We start from the raw sequence: 17,442 nt of genomic DNA, 5'->3' as shown, positions 1-17,442 counted from the left end.
CAGGAACAGCCGCCAGTTCCCCGAGGTGGGCAGCTCGGCGTCGAAGGACAGCTCCAGGCCGCCGTGGTCCTCTCGACGTGATCACATCGTGAAGCGGAAGCTCAGCGAAGGTGACGGGGTGGTCGGCACCCATAGGCCTGGACCTGGGGCCGAGCCGTACTGCAATCGGCTGGCCGGGCCTGCAAAGGTCTGGCCGGGCCCGGAGGAGGGCCGTTCGGCCCACGCCGGGGCCCTGCGGCCCCTGCAGGACGGCTGCTCATGGCACGAGGCTGGTAGCAGATCCGGTCGCGCCTGCTCGTCCCTTTGGGAGGTAGGAACCATGGTCCCCACCGTCAGCGCCCGATTCGTGGACGACGAGGCCGCCGCCGTGACAGAGGCGCTGCGCCCCTGGCGGCAGAATTCGCGACAGTGGAGGTCACCGAGGACTCCCGGTCGGGAAAGCCGGCCGAGTACTTGGTCGAGCCGCCTGCAACGCCTCCCTGGTGGTGGACCGTCGCGGATGCCGCTGTGCACTCGGCGCCGACACCGGGCCGGTCACCTACGCCGTACGCACCGTGCCACTGCTCCCTGTCGCCGTGGCGCCCCATGGGTGATCACCTGGGAGAAGCGATTCTCGTGACACAGCACTGATGTGGGCATGTGTCGTGGTGCTGAGCGTCTCCGCTGACGCCGGTGAAGGAAGGTGAAGGCCGTGGAACTCCCCCTGGTCGTGGGCGTCGACGGCTCCGAGTCGAGCATGCGTGCGGTGGACTGGGCGGCGGACGAGGCCGTAGTGCGTGGTGTGCCGCTACGGCTGGTGTACGCGTCGTTGTGGGAGCGCTACGAGGGAGCGGCGCTCGCCGAGACCCTCGGCAGGACTTCGGAACAGGCGCTGGAGGACAGCATTCTTGATACTGCGGCGCGGCGTGCCGAGCGCCGTGACACCGATCTGAAGGTCACCACCGAGGTGCTCCCCGAAGACGCGGTCAGTGCTCTCCTGAACGAAGGGCGGAACGCTTGTGCCCTGGTTCTGGGATCGCGCGGCCGCAGTCGTGTCGTCGAGCTGCTGCTCGGCTCGGTCTGCCTCGCGGTGGCCGCCCGCGCGAACTGCCCCGTGATCGTGCTGCGCGGCAGTCACGACAACCAGGCCAGTAGCGGGATGCTCCGGCGGATCGCTCTCGGAGTCGGCGAGGAGCAGCAGAGCTCGGAGGCCCTGCGCTTCGCCTTCCAGGAGGCACAACGCCGTGGCGCCGCCCTGGACGCGGTGCGGGCCTGGCGCTGCCCGGCACGCGAGTCGGCCGACCATCCGCTGCTTGCGGGAGAACCCGCCCGTTTGCACGAGGAGCGGGCGGTGGAGATCCTGGAGTCGGCGCTGAACCAGTTCGCTGCGGAGTACCCGTCGGTGGAACTGCGTCGGCGGACGGCCGAGGGGCCCGCTCGCCGGGTGCTGCTTGACGCCTCGACGCGGGCCGACCTGCTGGTCGTCGGTGCCCGGCGGCGGCAGGGCCACCAGGGTCTTCGGCTCGGCCAGGTCGCGCACACGGCGCTGCACCGTTCACGCTGTCCCGTCGCCGTCGTTCCGCAGCGGGGCTGAGCACGTGCCCCGCTCAGAGCCCCGCCGCGTGGTCGGGGACATATGTCTGCAGGTCACGCGGCGGGCGTTCGTAGCCGGTCGACGGGGGCCTGGATGGGAGCTCGAGCACCGGAGGGGGCACCTCGTGGTAGGGCACGGAGTCCAGCAGGTGGGCGATCGTGTTCAGTCGCGCCCTGCGCTTGTCATCGCTCTCCACGACGAACCACGGCGCGTCCGAGGTGTCGGTGTGCACCAGCATCTGGTCCTTGGCCCGGGAGTAGGCCTCCCAACGGGTGATGGACTCAAGATCCATCGGGGAAAGCTTCCACCGCCGCGTCGGATCCTCGAGCCGGCGGCTGAACCGCTCCTGCTGAACGGCGTCGCTCACGGAGAACCAGTACTTACGCAGCAGGATTCCGTCCTCGATGAGCATGCGCTCGAAGACGGGGCATTGGCGCAGGAAAAGTTGGTACTCCTCCTGGGTGCAGAAGCCCATCACATGCTCGACACCGGCGCGGTTGTACCAGCTCCGGTCGAAAAGCACGATCTCCCCGGCAGCCGGCAGATGCTCGACGTAACGCTGGAAGTACCACTGGCCGCGTTGGCGTTCGGTCGGCGTGGGGAGGGCCACGGTCCGGGCGACGCGCGGGTTGAGGTGTTCGGAGACCCGCTTGATGGTGCCGCCCTTGCCTGCCGCGTCCCGTCCTTCGAAGACGACCACCAGCCGGGCGCCCTCGGTGCGCACCCACTCCTGAAGCTTCACCAGCTCCGTCTGCAGACGCAGCAGCTCCCGCTCGTACGCCGCGCGCGGCACCTTCGCGGACTTCTCGCCGGCCATGCCGCCTCCTCCGTCCGATGACATGCTTCGATGACTTACGGAGTCACCATGCCCAAGGTCGAACACCAGAACAGCACGGTACTGACCGACGACGAACTGCGCACCCTGGACGCCCACTGGCGGGCCGCGAACTACCTTGCCGTGGGACAGATCTACCTGCTGGCCAATCCGCTGCTCGCGGAGCCTCTGACACCCGCGCACATCAAGCCGCGCCTGCTCGGCCACTGGGGAACATCGCCCGGCCTCAACCTCGTCCACACTCATCTCAACCGCGTCATCAAGGCCCGTGACCTCGAAGCGCTGTGCGTGTGGGGCCCCGGCCACGGCGGGCCCGCGGTTCTCGCGAACTCCTGGCTGGAAGGTAGCTACAGCGAGACCTATGCGGACGTCACGCGTGACGCGAAGGGCATGGAGCGCCTCTTCAGGCAGTTCTCGTTCCCGGGCGGAGTACCCAGCCACGTGGCACCCGAGACGCCCGGATCGATCCATGAGGGCGGTGAACTCGGCTACTCACTCGCTCACGCCTACGGCGCCGCCTTCGACAATCCGAACCTGCTGGTCGCCTGTGTGATCGGTGACGGGGAGGCGGAGACCGGTCCGCTCGCCGCGTCCTGGCACTCGAACAAGTTCCTCGATCCGGTCCACGACGGCGCCGTCCTGCCGATCCTCCATCTCAACGGCTACAAGATCGCCAACCCGACCGTGCTGTCGCGCATCCCCGAGCCCGAACTCGACGAGCTGCTGAGGGGATACGGGCACGAGCCGATCCATGTCACCGGCGACGACCCGGTCCAGGTCCACCGCGCCATGGCAGGAGCCCTCGACCAGGCGCTGGATCGCATCGAGCTGATGCAGCGCACAGCCCGTGAGGGCGGCGTGGCCGAGCGGGTGCGCTGGCCCGTGATCGTGCTGCGTACGCCGAAGGGCTGGACGGGACCGGCGGTGGTCGACGGCGAGCCGGTCGAGGGGACCTGGCGGGCCCATCAGGTCCCCCTGGCCGGCGTACGCGAAAACCCGGATCATCTGCGGCAGTTGGAGGCCTGGCTGCGCTCGTACCGGCCCGAGGACCTCTTCGACTCCGGCGGGCAGCCCGGCGCGGACGTCCTTGCCTGTGTCCCTGAGGGGGACCGCCGCCTCGGCGGCACCTTGCACGCCAATGGCGGCCGTCTCGTGCGCGATCTGCCGATCCCGCCCCTCGACGCCTTCGCCGTCCCCGTGGACAAGCCGGGTGCCACCCTGCACGAACCCACCCGCGTCCTGGGCAGCCTCCTCGAACGGATCATGGAGGAGACTTCCGGCCGCCGTGACTTCCGCTTGGTAGGGCCCGACGAGACGGCCTCCAACCGGCTGGAGGCCGTCTACCGGGCCAGTGGCAAAGCCTGGCAGGCGCAGATCCTTCAGGTGGACGAGCACCTGGAACGGCACGGCCGCGTCATGGAGATCCTCTCCGAACATCTCTGTCAAGGCTGGCTGGAGGGCTACCTCCTCACCGGCCGGCACGGACTGTTCTCGTGCTACGAGGCGTTCGTCCACATCGTCGACTCGATGGTGAACCAGCACATCAAGTGGCTGAGGACGTCGCGGGCACTGGAGTGGCGTGCTCCGATCGCCTCCCTCAACTACCTGCTGACGTCGCACGTCTGGCGGCAGGACCACAACGGGTTCTCGCACCAGGACCCCGGCTTCGTGGATCACGTCCTCAACAAGAGTCCGGAGGTCGTACGGGTGTACCTGCCGCCCGACGCGAACACGCTGCTGTCCGTCGCGGACCACGTCCTGCGCAGCCGTGACTACGTCAACGTCGTCGTCGCGGGCAAACAGCCGTGCTTCGACTGGCTCTCCATGGAGCAGGCCCGCGCCCACTGCGCGCGCGGCGCCGGAATCTGGGAATGGGCGGGGTCCGCCGGCGGGGACCGTGAACCCGATGTCGTCCTCGCCTGCGCGGGCGACGTCCCCACCCAGGAGATCCTGGCGGCGTCCGACCTGCTGCGGCGCCACCTGCCCGAACTCGCCGTCCGGGTCGTCAACGTGGTCGACATGACCCGCCTCCTGCCCCGCGAGGAGCATCCGCACGGGATGAGCGACTTCGAGTACGACGGGCTGTTCACGACGGACAAACCCGTGATCTTCGCCTACCACGGCTACCCCTGGCTGATCCACCGTCTCGCCTATCACCGCACCGGACACGGCAACCTCCATGTCCGCGGCTACAAGGAAATGGGCACGACCACGACGCCGTTCGACATGGTGGTCCGCAACGACATGGACCGCTACCGCCTGGTGATGGACGTCATCGACCGCGTTCCCGGCCTCGCTGTCCGGGCCGCCGCCGTACGCCAGTGCATGGCCGACGCCCGAACCCGGCACCACGCGTGGATCCGCGAGCACGGAACCGACCTGCCCGAGGTCGCCGACTGGGCCTGGAGCGCGTAAGGCTCCCTTTCCTGCAAAGGAGTTCATCGTCATGACGGACTCGACGCGCGGCACGAAGCCAATTCGAGGGCCGGCGAACGATGCGTGGTGAACGGCGCGGAACAGCCGCTGTGCCCCGTGCGTTGCGAGGGACGGCAGCCGTGGTCTTCGACACCGACGGCGTCGTCACGGACTCCGCGCGGGTGCACGCCGCCGCGTGGAAGACGGCCTTCGACAGCTTCCTTCGCGCCCGGGGCCCTGAGGGACAACCGCCCTTCGACATGCGCGACGACTATCTGCGGTACGTCGACGGCAAATCACGCCTCGACGGAGCCGCCGCGTTCCTCCGCGCCCGGGGGCTTCGGCCGTCCGGCACGGAGATCCAGGCCGTCGCCGCCCACAAGGAAGCGCTCTTCACCGAGCGGCTGCGCGCCGAGGGCGTCGAGGCCTGTCCCGGCACGGTCCGGCTGGTGCGCACCCTGCGGTCCGCCGGGATGCCGCTGGCCGCGGCCTCGGCCTCCCGGCACGCCGGTGAACTCCTCGAGCGCGCGGGCGTGCGCGACTTCTTCGACGTCCTGGTGGACGGCGCGGAGGCAGGACGCCTTGCCCTTCCGGGGAAACCCGATCCCGCGCTCTTCCTGGAGGCGGCGCGTCGCCTGGGCGTCCCCGCCCGGCAGGCCGCCGTCGTCGAGGACGCTCTGGCCGGGGTCGAGGCCGGACGGCGCGGCGGCTTCGGCCTCGTCGTGGGGGTGGACCGCGCTCACACGCCCGACACCCGGGGCGCGCTGCTGCAGCACGGCGCGGACCTGGTGGTCGACGACCTCGCGGAACTGATGGGGGAGGGCTGACGATGCGGGACTGGACACTGGAGTACGAGGGCTACGATCCCGCCGAGGAGCGGCTGCGTGAGTCGCTGTGCACCCTGGGCAACGGCTATTTCGCGACGCGCGGAGCAGCACCGGAGTGCGCCGCCGACGCCGTCCACTACCCGGGCACGTATGCGGCCGGCTGCTACAACCGGCTCACCTCGGACGTGGCGGGCCGCAGGGTCGAGAACGAAGACATGGTCAACCTCCCCAACTGGCTGCGACTCCGCTTCCGTACGGACACCGGGACCTGGCTCTCCCCGGACACCCATAAGCTCCTCGACCACCGCCAGAGTCTTGACCTGCGTACGGGCACGCTGGAACGCGTCGTGCGGTACGAGGACCACGACGGTCGGCGCCTCGCCGTACGACAGCTGCGCGTGGTCCACATGGCCGATCCGCATCTGGCCATGCTCCGGACCCAGGTGACCGCCGAGGGCTGGTCGGGACGCTTGGAGGTCGAGTCGGCTCTGGACGGGACCGTCACCAACACAGGAGTCGAGCGCTATCACGCGCTCGCCCATCGCCATCTCACGCACGTCCGGACCGGATCGCCGGCGCCCGACACCGTGTGGATGCGCTGCCGTACCAGCACCTCGGACATCAGGATCGGTCTGGCGGCCCGGACCGTCGCGGACGCGCAGGTGGAGACGGTGCTGTCGCACGAGAACGCGTGCGCCGTCCAGGTGCTCAGGTTCTCCCTGGCCGACGGGTGCACGGTGACGGTCGACAAGACCGTTGCCCTGCACACCTCGCGTGACCCGGCCATCAGCGACCCGTTGCACGCGGCGGTCGACCGGGTCCGCCGTGCCGCGGGCTTCGAGACGCTGCTGGAGTCGCACCGCTCGGCGTGGCAAAGGCTTTGGCGCAATGCGGAGTTGGATGTGCCGACCCCTGCGGGTCCGGTGCTGCGACTGCATCTCTTCCACGTGCTGCAGACCTTGTCCCCGCACACCGCCGGCCTCGACGTCGGCGTCCCGGCCCGGGGGCTGCACGGCGAGGCCTATCGCGGGCATGTCTTCTGGGACGAGCTGTTCGTCCTGCCGTATCTGAACCTGCACTTCCCCGAGGTCTCCCGGGCCCTGCTCATGTACCGCCACCGCCGTTTGGACCAGGCTTGCTCGGCTGCGCGTGATGCCGGGCACACCGGCGCCATGTATCCCTGGCAGAGCGGCAGCGACGGACGTGAGGAGACCCAGCGGCTCCACCTCAATCCGCGCTCCGGACGCTGGCTGCCCGATCACTCACGGCTCCAGCACCACGTCGGATCGGCGATCGCCTACAACGTGTGGCAGTACTGCGAGGCGAGCGGCGACACGGAGTTCCTGCATACCAAGGGCATCGAGATGCTCCTTCAGGTCGCCAGGTTCTGGGCCGGCGTCGCGGAGTTCGACCAGACACTCGGCCGCTACCGGATCAGGGGAGTGGTCGGCCCCGACGAGTATCACGACGCGTATCCCGGCGCCCGCGATCCCGGGCTGGACGACAACGCGTACACCAATGTCACCGCCGCGTGGGTGCTGGCCCGCACTCTCGACGTCCTGCGCGGCCTGCCCGAACCGGTGCGCCGGGACCTGTGCGAGACCACCGGGCTCGAGCCCGCCGAACTCGACCTGTGGGAGGACGTCTCCCGCAGGCTGCACGTGCCGTTCCACGCCGGCGTCATCAGCCAGTTCGAGGGGTACGGCGATCTGGTCGAGCTCGATTGGCGGGCCTACCGGGACCGCTACGGTGGCATCCGGCGCCTCGACCGGATCCTTGAGGCCGAAGGCGACAGCGTCAACCGCTATCAGGCGTCGAAGCAGGCCGACGTCCTGATGCTGGGCTATCTCTTCTCGCCCGCCGAACTGGCGGGCCTGTTCCGTCGGTTGGGCCACGAGCTGGACGACACCGTCTGGCGTCGCACGGTCGATCACTATCTCCGTCGGACGAGCCATGGTTCGACCCTGAGCAGTCTTGTCCACGGGTGGGTGCTGGCGAGGGCACGACGGGCCGAGGCGTGGACCTATGTCCATGAGGCTCTGGCGGGTGACATCGCCGATGTGCAGGGTGGCACCACGGGTGAGGGCATTCACCTCGGTGCCATGGCCGGCACCCTCGACCTCGTGCAGCGCGGACTGACCGGCCTCGAGACCCGCGGTGGCGCGCTGTGGTTCGACCCCGTGCCCTTGCCCGAGCTGTCCGAGTACGGGTTCGCGCTCCGCTACCGGGGACACCGGGGTGTGCAGCTGCGGCTGAGCGCGGGCCGGCTGCGGGTTTCCGTGCCGGCGTCCGACCACGACCCGATCGGCATCGCCCTCACGGACCGCACCGTCTCGGTGGCGCCCGGAGAGTCCTGCACGCTCACCCTGCCGGGGCGATGACGGGGCGACGCCCGCAGGAGTGCCGACCGCACGGTCGATGACGAGTGTGGAGCCGTGCGACGCGGTGGTGGTCGGAGGTGGGCTGCGCGCGGGACGCCGGCATAAGGGCGCCCGCCCTGCGCCGTCACCCGCCGTCATGTGGCGTCACCTTTCGCGGAGGGCCGGTGTGACGAGTGAAGGGAGAGGACGGTGTGCGTCCCGGAACACTGCGCCCGTTTGACCGGCAACGAGCCGCTTCGTCGCATGGAAGCGTGATGCCGAGCGCTCCCGGACAGTACGGTGAAGGCAGGGAGTTTTGTCCTGCTCTCTGTCTGCCTGTCTGCGTGAGTCGGTCGGAGGAAGCGGTGAGCGGAGAAGGGCCAGGGGGCGCCGCGCAGTATCTGCCCAAGCTGCGGCTCGATGACCTGCTGGGCGAGCTGCAGGTGCGCATCGCCGCGGCGCGCGGCACCCAGAACCGGTTGCACGGCTTGTTGGAGGCCGTTCTCTCGGTGGGGCGGGGGCTCGACCTGCCGCATGTGCTGAGGAGCATCGTCGAGGCCGCCGTGGTGCTGGTGGACGCCGAGTACGGGGCGCTGGGTGTGATCGGTGACGATCGCAAGCTGTCCCAGTTCCTCACGGTGGGCATCGACGACGAGCAGCGCGCGGCCATCGGGGCGCTGCCCAGCGGACACGGGATCCTCGGGGAGCTGATCCGGCACCCGGAACCACTCAGACTGCCGGAACTCTCGCAGCATCCGACCTCGTACGGCTTTCCGGCCAATCACCCGCCGATGCACTCCTTCCTCGGCGTCCCGATCCGGGTGCGCGACGACGTGTTCGGGAACCTCTACCTCACCGAGAAGCGCAGCGGTAAGGAATTCGACGCCGAGGACGAGGCGGTGCTCTCCACGCTCGCGGTGGCGGCGGGCGTGGCGATCGAGAACGCACGGCTGTACGAGGAGACCAGGCTCCGTGAGCGCTCGCAGCGTGCGAGCGGCAAGGTCACGAGCATGCTCCTCACGGGGGCTCCGAGTGACGAGGTGCTGGAACTGATCGCCGAACAGGCCCGGAAGATCGTCTCCGCGGACGTCGGGATGATCGCCGAGGGGGTGCAGGGCGACGAAGCCCTGCGGCCGGTGATCGCGGTCGGTCTGGACGCGGAGCGGCGCAACGGTCTGGTGATGTCTTGCTCGGACGGATTCGTCGGCGCCGCGCTGAGTTCGGCCGAACCCGTGGTCGCCGACATCGAGCACGATTCACGCACCGGCGGGGGAGAGCCGCAGTGGGCCGGCCTCGGTCCGGTGGCCGCCGTGCCGCTCGGCTCCAGTGGGAAGGCGCGCGGTGTGCTGATCCTGGGGCGTGTGCCGGGTGGGACGCCGTTCGCAGACGTGGACACCGGACCGCTGCTCGGATTCGCGGATCAGGCGGCCTTGGCACTCGAACTGGCCGAACGGCGGCGTGACGCGGAACGGATCGCGCTGCTCCAGGACCGTGACCGCATCGCGCGCGATTTGCACGACCTGGCCATTCAGCGGCTTTTCGCGGCAGGGATGACGTTGCAGAGCGCCCAGCGCTTCATGGAGCACCCCGAGGGCAGTGAGCGGCTCGCGCGGACCGTCGACGACCTGGACGACACCATCAAGATTATTCGGTCCACGATTTTCGGCCTGCGTACGCACGGCGGGGCAGCGCCGGACGCCGCGGGTCTGCGCGGCCGGGTCTCGGACCTGGTGAAGACGTCGGCCGCCTCCCTCGGGTTCCGGCCCGCGCTGAGGATCGAGGGGCTCGTCGAGACGGATGTCCCGGGTGACATCGCGGATCAGGTGGTCGCGGTGCTCGGGGAGGCGCTCAGCAACGCGGCACGGCACGCCGGAGCGCAGGCCGTGGACGTACGGCTGCGCTGTGACGGGGGCGAACTGACGCTGGTGGTGACGGACGACGGCTGCGGGGTGCCCGGCGGCGTCGCACGCAGCGGCCTGAGGAACATGGAAGAGCGGGCGATCGCGCTCGGCGGCAGCTTCACGCTCGGCGCGCGTGAGGAGGGCGGGGGTACACGGCTGGCGTGGCGGGTACCCGTCAAGCCCGGCTGATGCGCCGGCCCGGGTCTGGGCGGCCGAGAGAGCCCATGCGTGGCGGCGGTTCCGGCCCCGGCGGGCTCGACGCCGGTGGAACTCACCTCTGCATGGCTCACTTCATGGGGCGATCTGTGGTGTCGTGCTGTTCCAGCTGGGTGGCGAGGACCGCGGCCTGGACGCGGCGGTGAACACCCAGCTTGGCCAGCAGGCGTGAGATGTGGTTCTTGACCGTCTTCTCCGACAGGTAGAGCCGCTTGCCGATCTCGCGGTTGGTCAGACCGTCCCCGATGAGCGCCAGGATGTCCCGCTCGCGCGGTGACAGACCTGCCAGCTCGGGGGCGAGTTCCGGTGTGGCATCGGGGTCGGCGCGCAGGGACCGCATCAGGCGTGCGGTGGTCGCGGGATCGAGCATCGACTGTCCCGAGGCGACCGTACGTACCGCCGAGACCAGGTCGGAACCCTTGATCTGCTTGAGCACGTAGCCCGATGCCCCGGCCATGATCGCGTCGAGCAGGGCTTCCTCGTCGTCGAACGACGTCAGCATCAGACAGGCCAACTCCGGCATCTGGCTGCGCAGTTCCCGGCAGACGCTGATCCCGTCCCCGTCGGGGAGCCGGACGTCGAGGACGGCCACGTCCGGCCGGAGGGCCGGACCGCGGGCCAGCGCGTGCTCCACGTTCTCCGCGTCCCCGACCACCGAGATGTCCGGCTCCGCGTTCAGGAGGTCGGACAGGCCGCGCCGGACGACCTCATGGTCGTCCAGCAGGAAGACACGGATCGGGTTCTGCTCCGTGAAGGTACGTGCCTCGGCCATGACGACCCCTCGTTCCCCGGGCGGACCACAGGTTGTCTCTGACGACGATCATTATCCCTCGGCGGCCGGATGCACGAGGGCCGACCGGCCCAGCTCGGACGGGCGCCACGGTGAACGGTCCGCGCGGCCGGGCCCCCACCTGCGAGTGGGGGCGGGCGCCTGTACGCGATCCTGCATGACGATGCGCGCGGTGGGAACGCGGTGGTCAAAGAGCGCTCCCGCTGCCGTAAGGGGCGTACAGGTCCAGCAGCCGCTTTCGCGTGGACTGCAGCCTGTGGGCGACGATGCTGCCTACCCACTGGGACACCGCGGCGGCGAGCGCGGGATCTTCCCGGCACAGCTCACGCACCGTGGCGGCATCGAATTCGTAGGCCCGAACCGGGCTTGTCGCCTCGGCGCCCAGATGCCAGGTGTGCGGTGGGAACAGCCAGGACCAGCCGACGAGTTGACTGTGGGTGAGAGTCTCCACGACGACTTCGCGGCGACCCGGCACATGGAGGTCGAGAGCGACGTTGCCGGTACGGATGATCCAGAACCGGTCGGCGTGGCCGCCCTCCTTGAACAGACGACTGCCCTGCGGGAACGACACCTCGCGGGCGACCCTCATCAGCCGTTCCCTGTATTCGGCGGGCAGTGCCCTTTCCATCGTGGCGGTGGGGGAAGCGTTCATCGTCCTGCCTCTTCCTCAAGTGGTGCTCTCCCAGCTCCAAGGTCTCTCTGCGCAGGACCTTCTTGCCATGGGCCACCCGGCCCTGAGGTCGGGCCGCATGGCACCGGCCACGGCGTCCGGCAGGGCTCGCCCCGTTCGGATGTGCGGCCTGCCGCATGTTCCTCCGGCGCCCCGGCCTCAGGTCCGGGCGCCGGCTGCACCCGTCGTCAACGAGGCGGCTGTCATGTCGTCCTGCGTCCCCATCGAGGCCCGACCTGGTCCCACTCGCGACCCCACAGGTCGTAGCGCCGCTGATCGAGTCGCCACTGTGCGAGGCGCCCCGCGGCGAAGACAAGACCGCCGAAGGCGAGTGCGGCTCCCGTGCCGAGCGTGCCCGCCTCGACGGCGGCCGCCTTCGCGGCCGGCGGCTTCTCGGTGAACTGTCCGTTGCTGTCCAGCCAGACCGTGACACGTGAACCGGCCCTGCGGCCGGCGTCCACCGGGGCGCGGCCGGTCCGGACGGAACCGTCCGGCGCCGTCCACCGAACCTTCGCCCGAACGTGGCGATAGGTGTTGCCTTCCCCCGTCTGCACCGCACGGGTGGTGTTCTCGACCAGGACGACCCGGGCCGAGTGCCGGTCGTGCCGCAGCTGTGCGAACGACGCTTCGGCGGCCTGGGCGGTGACCACGCCGACGAGAACTCCGCCCAGGCCGATGACCACCCACATGGCGAGGACGATCCAGGTCTCGACGACGTCGTCGCGTCGGCGTAACGGATTGCTCCGCCACCGCCACAGCCAGCACCTCCGCCGCAGTCGCTTGGGCCTGCGCATGGCGTTGCACCTCCTCGTCACCTCCCCCGTACAAGAAGAGGACACCCGGCAGAGCAGGGGCGGCAGAGGCCGAACAGACCGGATTCCGGGCCATGTGGCGCCCCCTTCGCGTCGGCCACATGTCGGCCGCGCCGCGCCCCGCACGGCGGTCGTGGCGCCGACGCAGGGGCGAAGCCGATTCCGTGCCTGCTGCGACTTCGCGGTTGGCCCGAACGGCCCCGCGTGGCCTGCTGATGGGGACCGCCCGGCCCATGTGGGGAGCGTCAGGCAAAGGCACGCTGGAAACACGAGGAGGCTCTGCGAGCAAGACAACCGCCCAGCGTCTGGAGCCACCGTCGGAACAGGCGGCAGGACGGAGGGGCAGCGCAAAGAAGAGCCGCCCCTCGGTCATCGGCAGGACTGACAGTCGGAAGGCACCGGGAGGAATCGCCATGAAGGCACTCGTATTCCACGGTTCCGGCACGTCTGCATGGGAGGACGTACCGGACCCAGGCACTGAGGACGCCACCGATGCCATCGTCCGCGTCGACGCCGTGACCATCTGCGGCACGGATCTGCACATTCTCAAGGGCGACGTGCCGGAGGTGAGTCCCGGCACGGTGCTCGGACACGAAGCCGTCGGTGAGATCGTCGAGGTGGGCAGCGACGTGCGCAGTGTCCGCCCGGGTGACCGTGTCCTGGTCTCCTGCATCACGGCATGCGGCCGATGCCGCTTCTGCCGCGAGGGGACGTACGGGCAGTGCCGGGATGGCGGCGGCTGGATTCTCGGCCATCTGATCAACGGCACTCAGGCCGAATACGTCCGCGTCCCCCATGCCGACCTGTCCACGCACCTCCTGCCCGGCGCGGTGGACAGCAAGGACGCCGTTCTGCTCGCCGACATCTTCCCCACCGCTTACGAGGTGGGTGTCCTCAACGGGCGCGTGGCGCCCGGAGACACCGTCGTCGTGGTCGGGACGGGTCCCATCGGGCTGGCCACGATCGCCACGGCAGGGTTCTTCACCCCCGAGAAGATCATTGCCGTGGACCGCGACCCGTTCCGGCTCGACGCCGCGAAGAATCTGGGTGCCGACGCCGTGGCCCTCCCGGGCGACGAGGCCGAGCAGTTGGTCGCGGACCTCACGCTGGGCCTGGGCGCCGATGTGGTGATCGAGGCAGTGGGCGTGCCGGAGAGCTTTGAACTGTGCACGCGCATGGTGCGACCCGGCGGGCATGTCGCCAACGTCGGTGTGCACGGGAAGCCGGCGACTCTCCACCTCGAAGACCTGTGGATCAAGGACGTGACGATCACCACCGGCCTGGTCGACACGCACTCCACTCCCACTCTGCTGCGCATGATGGCCGCCGGCCGGCTGCCCGCGTCGTCCCTGGTCACCCACATCTTCTCGCTGGGCGACATGGAGGAGGCGTACGACGTCTTCTCGCGGGCTGCCGACACCGGCGCGCTCAAGGTTGTCCTCGGCGAGCCGCAGCACGACGCAGTGACGCTCAAGACGTCCTGACAGGAAGAGGTGAAGAGCCATGTCCGAAAGGGCAACGCCGCATGCAGAGGCCGTACCGACGGGCCGCGCACAGAGTGACATCGGGCGTCGCATCGCTCAACGACGCGAGGAACTCGGTCTTACCCGCGAAGAGACGGCTGCCAGGGCGGGCACCGCCCCGGGGTATATCCAGTACCTGGAGGAGAAGCCCACCGCCATGCCGGGCATGGGCGTCCTGATCCGGCTCGCCGACGCCCTGGACATGCGCCTGTCGGCCCTGCGCGGCGGTGACGCGGACCTGGCACCCGGCATGGGCAGGGCGGCCCGGCACCCCGAGCTGATCGAGCTGAGTGTGGAGGAGTGCTGGGAGCGACTGTCGACGCACGGTGTCGGCAGGGTCGCTATCGACGGCCCGGCCGGGCCGTTCGTCGTCCCCCTGAACTACAGCGTCGTCGATGGCATGATCGCTTACAGGACGGCACCTGACGCGACACCGGCGACCGCCATCGGCACCCAGGTGGCCTTCGAGGTCGACCAGATCGACGAGGCTCTGAGCCAGGGCTGGAGTGTGCTGCTGCAGGGGCACGCCCGGGCCGTGTCGGATGCCGACACCGTGCGACGCCTGAACGCCCTCGCCTACAGCGAACCTTGGGCCGGCGGCGAGCGCGACATGTGGGTGAGCATCGATCCGGACAGCGTCAGCGGGCGCCGGATCGTGGTGCCAAGCGAAGGATGAAGTCGTCGGTGTCGACAATGGTCCGCTTGCCTGCGGACCCGGACCGATGACCGCGAACCCGGCGCTCTCACTCCGACAGAGCGAAGCGCGCGGCAGTTGTACCGCTGTATCGCGGGAGAGTTGAACCCGGTGATGTATTCCGAGGACGGCGTCCGAGAACTCGACCGGCAGGAATGCCTGCGGCTCCTGGCCACGGCACACGTCGGCCGGATCGTCCACACGCGCCACGCCCTTCCCGCGGTGCTGCCAGTCCCCTTCTGCCTTGACGCAGACTTCGCCGTGGTCGTGCGGACTTCGGCAGAGTCACAGCTTGCGGGCGCCATCGATCGTGTGGTGGTCGCCTTCCAGGCGGACGATGTCGATCCGGCCGCGCACTCCGGATGGAGTGTGGTGGTCACCGGACGCGCCACTGTGGTGACCGACCCCGCCGAATACGGGAGGCTGCGCCGGGCCGGCCCACGCTCCTGGAGAGCCTCTCGCCACGACGTCTTCTTCCGTATCGAGCCAGAGCTGATTACCGGCAGCGAACTCGGCGCACGGCGTCTGCTCCACGAGGCGCGTCGCATGTCGTGAAAGGGAAGTGAAAGGCGGTGGGGAGCATGGAACTGCCCCTGATCGTGGGTGTTGACGGGTCGGATTCGAGCCTTCTGGCCATCGACTGGGCAGTCGACGAAGCGGCCAGGCTCGGGGTGCCTCTGCGGCTCGTCCACGCTTCCAGATGGGAGCGTTACGAGGGCGCCGCTCTCTCGGGCGGCCGGGATCGGCCCTCGGAACAAGTGATGGGGCAGAACATCGTCGGATCCGCCGCGGAGCGGGCCCGGCGGCGCAACCCAGGTGTGAAGGTCTCGGCCGAGTCGCTGCCGGAAGACGCGGTGTACGCGCTGTTGCGCGAAGGCCGGAACGCGACGGCGGTGGTGACGGGATCACGCGGCCGGGGCGAACTGGTGGGCCTGCTCCTCGGCTCGGTCGGTCTTGGGGTGGCGGCTCGCGTCGAATGCCCGGCGATCGTGGTCCGCGGTGACACGGCCGGGCTCCATGGACAGCATGAGCGGATCCTGCTCGGTGTGGGCGACCCCGCCACAGGTGAGGAGGCGGTGCGCTTCGCCTTCCGTGAGGCCGAGTCGCGCGGGTGCACTCTCGATGCCGTACGCGCGTGGCGCTGCCCCGCGCACGAGACCACGGACCACCCCGGGCTTGCCGACGAACCGGAGCGCTATCACGAGGAGCAGGCATCGGCCCGGCTCGACGCCGTGCTCCACGACGCCATGGCGGACCACCCGGACGTCAAGGTGTGCCGGGCGACCGTCGAGGGAACGGCACGGAAGGTGCTTGTGCACCGCTCTGCCGCAGCGGACCTTGTGATCGTCGGAGCCCGGCGCCGGCACGGACACTTCGGCCTCCAACTCAGCCGCGTGGGCCACACCCTGCTGCACCACGCGGACTGTCCGGTGGCGATCGTGCCGCAGAGCGCGTGACGGAGTGCTGCCCGTTGTCATCGAACTCAGCGAACGGGCTGATACCGCGAGGTGGCTGCAGAGAGCCCGGGGGCGTCGACGGGTGGGCCCCACCGGGAAGGAGACACAGTGGAACTGCTTGTCCCGCCCGGCGAAGTCCCCGGTACGTTGCGTGAGCTGCTCGAGCCCAACGCGGTCGATGTGGCCGTGGACGAGGCGGGCCTGGACGAGGCGTTCCTGGACTTCTACCGAGGAGCGGACCGTCAGGAGCCACCGACCCGTCAGGAGCCACCGGGAGACAGGCCGTATGGCAGGGGGTTTGCCCTGCGACAAGGCTGGACGGACGGTGTCGCACAGAGGGTGTGGGGGCATGGTCGGCTGTTGTCCGTGTGGACGGACTGACGGCCGGGCGAGGGCAGGCGGCGACGGCTATGGGTGTGTGCCTTCGGGCCGTCGGGAGACAAGGTGACCGGGATCCCGCTGTTGCGTGGTCACTCGAATGGGACGACGGCCACCGGCGCTGCGTTGCGGTGGATCACCGCGTGGGCGACATGGCCGAGATGAGGCCCCAGCGGAGGGCGGTGCCGCTGACGCCACCGGCAGGCCACGTCACGGGCGGTTCGCCCGGTTCACCGGACCAGAACGGCCTCCCGAGCGGGATAATCGTGCTTCAGTCTCGTTCCTGCCGATGTGCTTGCGCAGGAGCGGACCCGCGCTCTCCTCGCCGTGCACCGGATGAGCCACGTATTGGCAGAATGAGGAATCCGATACGGCGGCGCCCGGCCGGACTTGGGCCGGCTCGCTTACGAGGGCGTGACACCCGTCGGTGGGCTGCCCCGTACAGAGCGGCTGTTTCCCGAGGGGCCGATTCACGGTTGAACCGGAGCCCCACCTTCAGGCGGAGGTCCGGGCGGCTCCCGCAGTACGCTCCAGGCGACCGGCCCCAGCAAGTCCGCCAGCCGCCGCAAAACGTCGAGGAAGAGATCATCGATCGTGAGCACACCCACCGCCTCGCCTTCGTTCAGCACAGGTAGGCGGCGCACGCCGGTGCGGCGGAACGTCTGATAGGCCACCTGAAGGTCGTCATTGACGTCGACGACGACCACCCGCGCCGACATCACCGCGTCGACCCGTGTCTCCCGGTCCAGGCCACCGTCCATGCCACGCAGAGCGATGTCGCGGTCGGTGACGATGCCGCGCAGCGCTCCGTCCTCGATGACGAGGAGGGAGCCGACGGCTGACTGGGCCATCAGCCGGGTCGCTTCGGCCAGGGAGTCGTGGGGTGCGACGCACACGGGCGGAGTGGCCATCAACTCTGAGACCTTCATGCCCGTTCCTCCTTGCCATCGAGTTCCGACCGTCTTCCGTACGCCGTGACGCAGGTGTGCCG

General features: G+C 69.5%; 15 protein-coding genes. 10 read left to right on the top strand and 5 right to left on the bottom strand.

Annotated features, from left to right (window positions below; all coding sequences use genetic code 11):
• The first annotated feature begins 691 nt into the window (after nt 1–691).
• The gene (locus ACWFR4_RS35895) at nt 692–1,573 is read left to right on the top strand and encodes a universal stress protein (protein ID WP_453656078.1); all 882 of its coding nucleotides are present in this window, start codon (nt 692–694) and stop codon (nt 1,571–1,573) included.
• A 13-nt stretch (nt 1,574–1,586) separates the two neighbouring features.
• On the opposite strand, the gene ppk2 is transcribed toward ACWFR4_RS35895, so the two are convergent.
• Nucleotides 1,587–2,390 carry a polyphosphate kinase 2 gene (ppk2, locus tag ACWFR4_RS35890; protein WP_453456054.1) on the bottom strand — a complete coding sequence of 268 codons (804 nt, stop codon included), beginning with the start codon at nt 2,388–2,390 and terminating at the stop codon, nt 1,587–1,589.
• 48 nt (nt 2,391–2,438) lie between these two features.
• On the opposite strand from ppk2, the gene ACWFR4_RS35885 reads away from it, so the two are divergent.
• From ACWFR4_RS35885 to ACWFR4_RS35870, 4 genes are all read left to right on the top strand, one after another.
• Nucleotides 2,439–4,823 (top strand): phosphoketolase family protein, encoded by a 2,385-nt coding sequence (locus ACWFR4_RS35885; RefSeq protein ID WP_453656077.1) that lies wholly within the window; start codon nt 2,439–2,441, stop codon nt 4,821–4,823.
• An 80-nt stretch (nt 4,824–4,903) separates the two neighbouring features.
• Entirely contained in the window at nt 4,904–5,650 is a 747-nt protein-coding gene (locus ACWFR4_RS35880; RefSeq protein ID WP_453456048.1) for an HAD family hydrolase, read from the top strand.
• A 2-nt stretch (nt 5,651–5,652) separates the two neighbouring features.
• The gene (locus tag ACWFR4_RS35875) at nt 5,653–8,031 is read left to right on the top strand and encodes a glycoside hydrolase family 65 protein (RefSeq protein WP_453656076.1); all 2,379 of its coding nucleotides are present in this window, start codon (nt 5,653–5,655) and stop codon (nt 8,029–8,031) included.
• Nucleotides 8,032–8,375: 344 nt separating this feature from the next.
• A complete protein-coding gene (locus ACWFR4_RS35870; protein WP_453656075.1) occupies nt 8,376–10,100 on the top strand; it encodes a GAF domain-containing protein in 1,725 nt (574 codons plus the stop codon).
• A gap of 97 nt (nt 10,101–10,197) precedes the next feature.
• Here ACWFR4_RS35870 and ACWFR4_RS35865 read toward each other — a convergent pair whose 3' ends face one another.
• From ACWFR4_RS35865 to ACWFR4_RS35855, 3 genes are all read right to left on the bottom strand, one after another.
• Nucleotides 10,198–10,899, bottom strand: a complete 702-nt coding sequence (locus ACWFR4_RS35865) for a response regulator (RefSeq protein ID WP_453456039.1) — start codon at nt 10,897–10,899, stop codon at nt 10,198–10,200.
• 205 nt (nt 10,900–11,104) lie between these two features.
• Nucleotides 11,105–11,569, bottom strand: coding sequence for a cyclic nucleotide-binding domain-containing protein (locus tag ACWFR4_RS35860; RefSeq protein ID WP_453456036.1), 465 nt, complete (start codon nt 11,567–11,569; stop codon nt 11,105–11,107).
• A gap of 221 nt (nt 11,570–11,790) precedes the next feature.
• Nucleotides 11,791–12,381 (bottom strand): Rv1733c family protein, encoded by a 591-nt coding sequence (locus ACWFR4_RS35855; protein ID WP_453656074.1) that lies wholly within the window; start codon nt 12,379–12,381, stop codon nt 11,791–11,793.
• A gap of 431 nt (nt 12,382–12,812) precedes the next feature.
• Between ACWFR4_RS35855 and ACWFR4_RS35850 the strand changes: the two genes are divergently transcribed.
• From ACWFR4_RS35850 to ACWFR4_RS35830, 5 genes are all read left to right on the top strand, one after another.
• Nucleotides 12,813–13,883: a zinc-dependent alcohol dehydrogenase family protein gene (locus tag ACWFR4_RS35850; RefSeq protein WP_453456030.1), complete on the top strand. Its 1,071-nt coding sequence runs from the start codon at nt 12,813–12,815 to the stop codon at nt 13,881–13,883.
• A gap of 19 nt (nt 13,884–13,902) precedes the next feature.
• Nucleotides 13,903–14,598 (top strand): helix-turn-helix domain-containing protein, encoded by a 696-nt coding sequence (locus tag ACWFR4_RS35845; RefSeq protein ID WP_453456027.1) that lies wholly within the window; start codon nt 13,903–13,905, stop codon nt 14,596–14,598.
• Nucleotides 14,599–14,730: 132 nt separating this feature from the next.
• A complete protein-coding gene (locus ACWFR4_RS35840) occupies nt 14,731–15,171 on the top strand; it encodes a pyridoxamine 5'-phosphate oxidase family protein (RefSeq protein WP_453656115.1) in 441 nt (146 codons plus the stop codon).
• A 26-nt stretch (nt 15,172–15,197) separates the two neighbouring features.
• A complete protein-coding gene (locus ACWFR4_RS35835; RefSeq protein WP_453656073.1) occupies nt 15,198–16,073 on the top strand; it encodes a universal stress protein in 876 nt (291 codons plus the stop codon).
• 108 nt (nt 16,074–16,181) lie between these two features.
• Nucleotides 16,182–16,454 carry a hypothetical protein gene (locus ACWFR4_RS35830; protein ID WP_453656072.1) on the top strand — a complete coding sequence of 91 codons (273 nt, stop codon included), beginning with the start codon at nt 16,182–16,184 and terminating at the stop codon, nt 16,452–16,454.
• Nucleotides 16,455–16,921: 467 nt separating this feature from the next.
• On the opposite strand, the gene ACWFR4_RS35825 is transcribed toward ACWFR4_RS35830, so the two are convergent.
• The gene (locus ACWFR4_RS35825; protein ID WP_453656071.1) at nt 16,922–17,380 is read right to left on the bottom strand and encodes a CBS domain-containing protein; all 459 of its coding nucleotides are present in this window, start codon (nt 17,378–17,380) and stop codon (nt 16,922–16,924) included.
• Between the last annotated feature and the right edge of the window lie 62 nt (nt 17,381–17,442).

Source organism: Streptomyces sp. NPDC055140, assembly GCF_053607285.1.
The sequence above is the reverse complement of the archived record's forward strand: the minus strand, read 5'-3'. Positions and strand labels throughout refer to the sequence as shown.

Bases quoted from the DNA above. Each gene is read 5' to 3' on its own strand.
- ACWFR4_RS35840 (WP_453656115.1), top strand. From the start codon at position 14,731: ATGTATTCCGAGGACGGCGTCCGAGAACTCGACCGGCAGGAATGCCTG.
- ACWFR4_RS35885 (WP_453656077.1), top strand. From the start codon at position 2,439: ATGCCCAAGGTCGAACACCAGAACAGCACGGTACTGACCGACGACGAA.
- ACWFR4_RS35865 (WP_453456039.1), bottom strand. From the start codon at position 10,899: ATGGCCGAGGCACGTACCTTCACGGAGCAGAACCCGATCCGTGTCTTC.
- ppk2 (WP_453456054.1), bottom strand. From the start codon at position 2,390: ATGGCCGGCGAGAAGTCCGCGAAGGTGCCGCGCGCGGCGTACGAGCGG.
- ACWFR4_RS35850 (WP_453456030.1), top strand. From the start codon at position 12,813: ATGAAGGCACTCGTATTCCACGGTTCCGGCACGTCTGCATGGGAGGAC.
- ACWFR4_RS35860 (WP_453456036.1), bottom strand. From the start codon at position 11,569: ATGAACGCTTCCCCCACCGCCACGATGGAAAGGGCACTGCCCGCCGAA.
- ACWFR4_RS35880 (WP_453456048.1), top strand. From the start codon at position 4,904: ATGCGTGGTGAACGGCGCGGAACAGCCGCTGTGCCCCGTGCGTTGCGA.
- ACWFR4_RS35835 (WP_453656073.1), top strand. From the start codon at position 15,198: ATGGAACTGCCCCTGATCGTGGGTGTTGACGGGTCGGATTCGAGCCTT.
- ACWFR4_RS35825 (WP_453656071.1), bottom strand. From the start codon at position 17,380: ATGAAGGTCTCAGAGTTGATGGCCACTCCGCCCGTGTGCGTCGCACCC.
- ACWFR4_RS35845 (WP_453456027.1), top strand. From the start codon at position 13,903: ATGTCCGAAAGGGCAACGCCGCATGCAGAGGCCGTACCGACGGGCCGC.
- ACWFR4_RS35875 (WP_453656076.1), top strand. From the start codon at position 5,653: ATGCGGGACTGGACACTGGAGTACGAGGGCTACGATCCCGCCGAGGAG.
- ACWFR4_RS35855 (WP_453656074.1), bottom strand. From the start codon at position 12,381: ATGCGCAGGCCCAAGCGACTGCGGCGGAGGTGCTGGCTGTGGCGGTGG.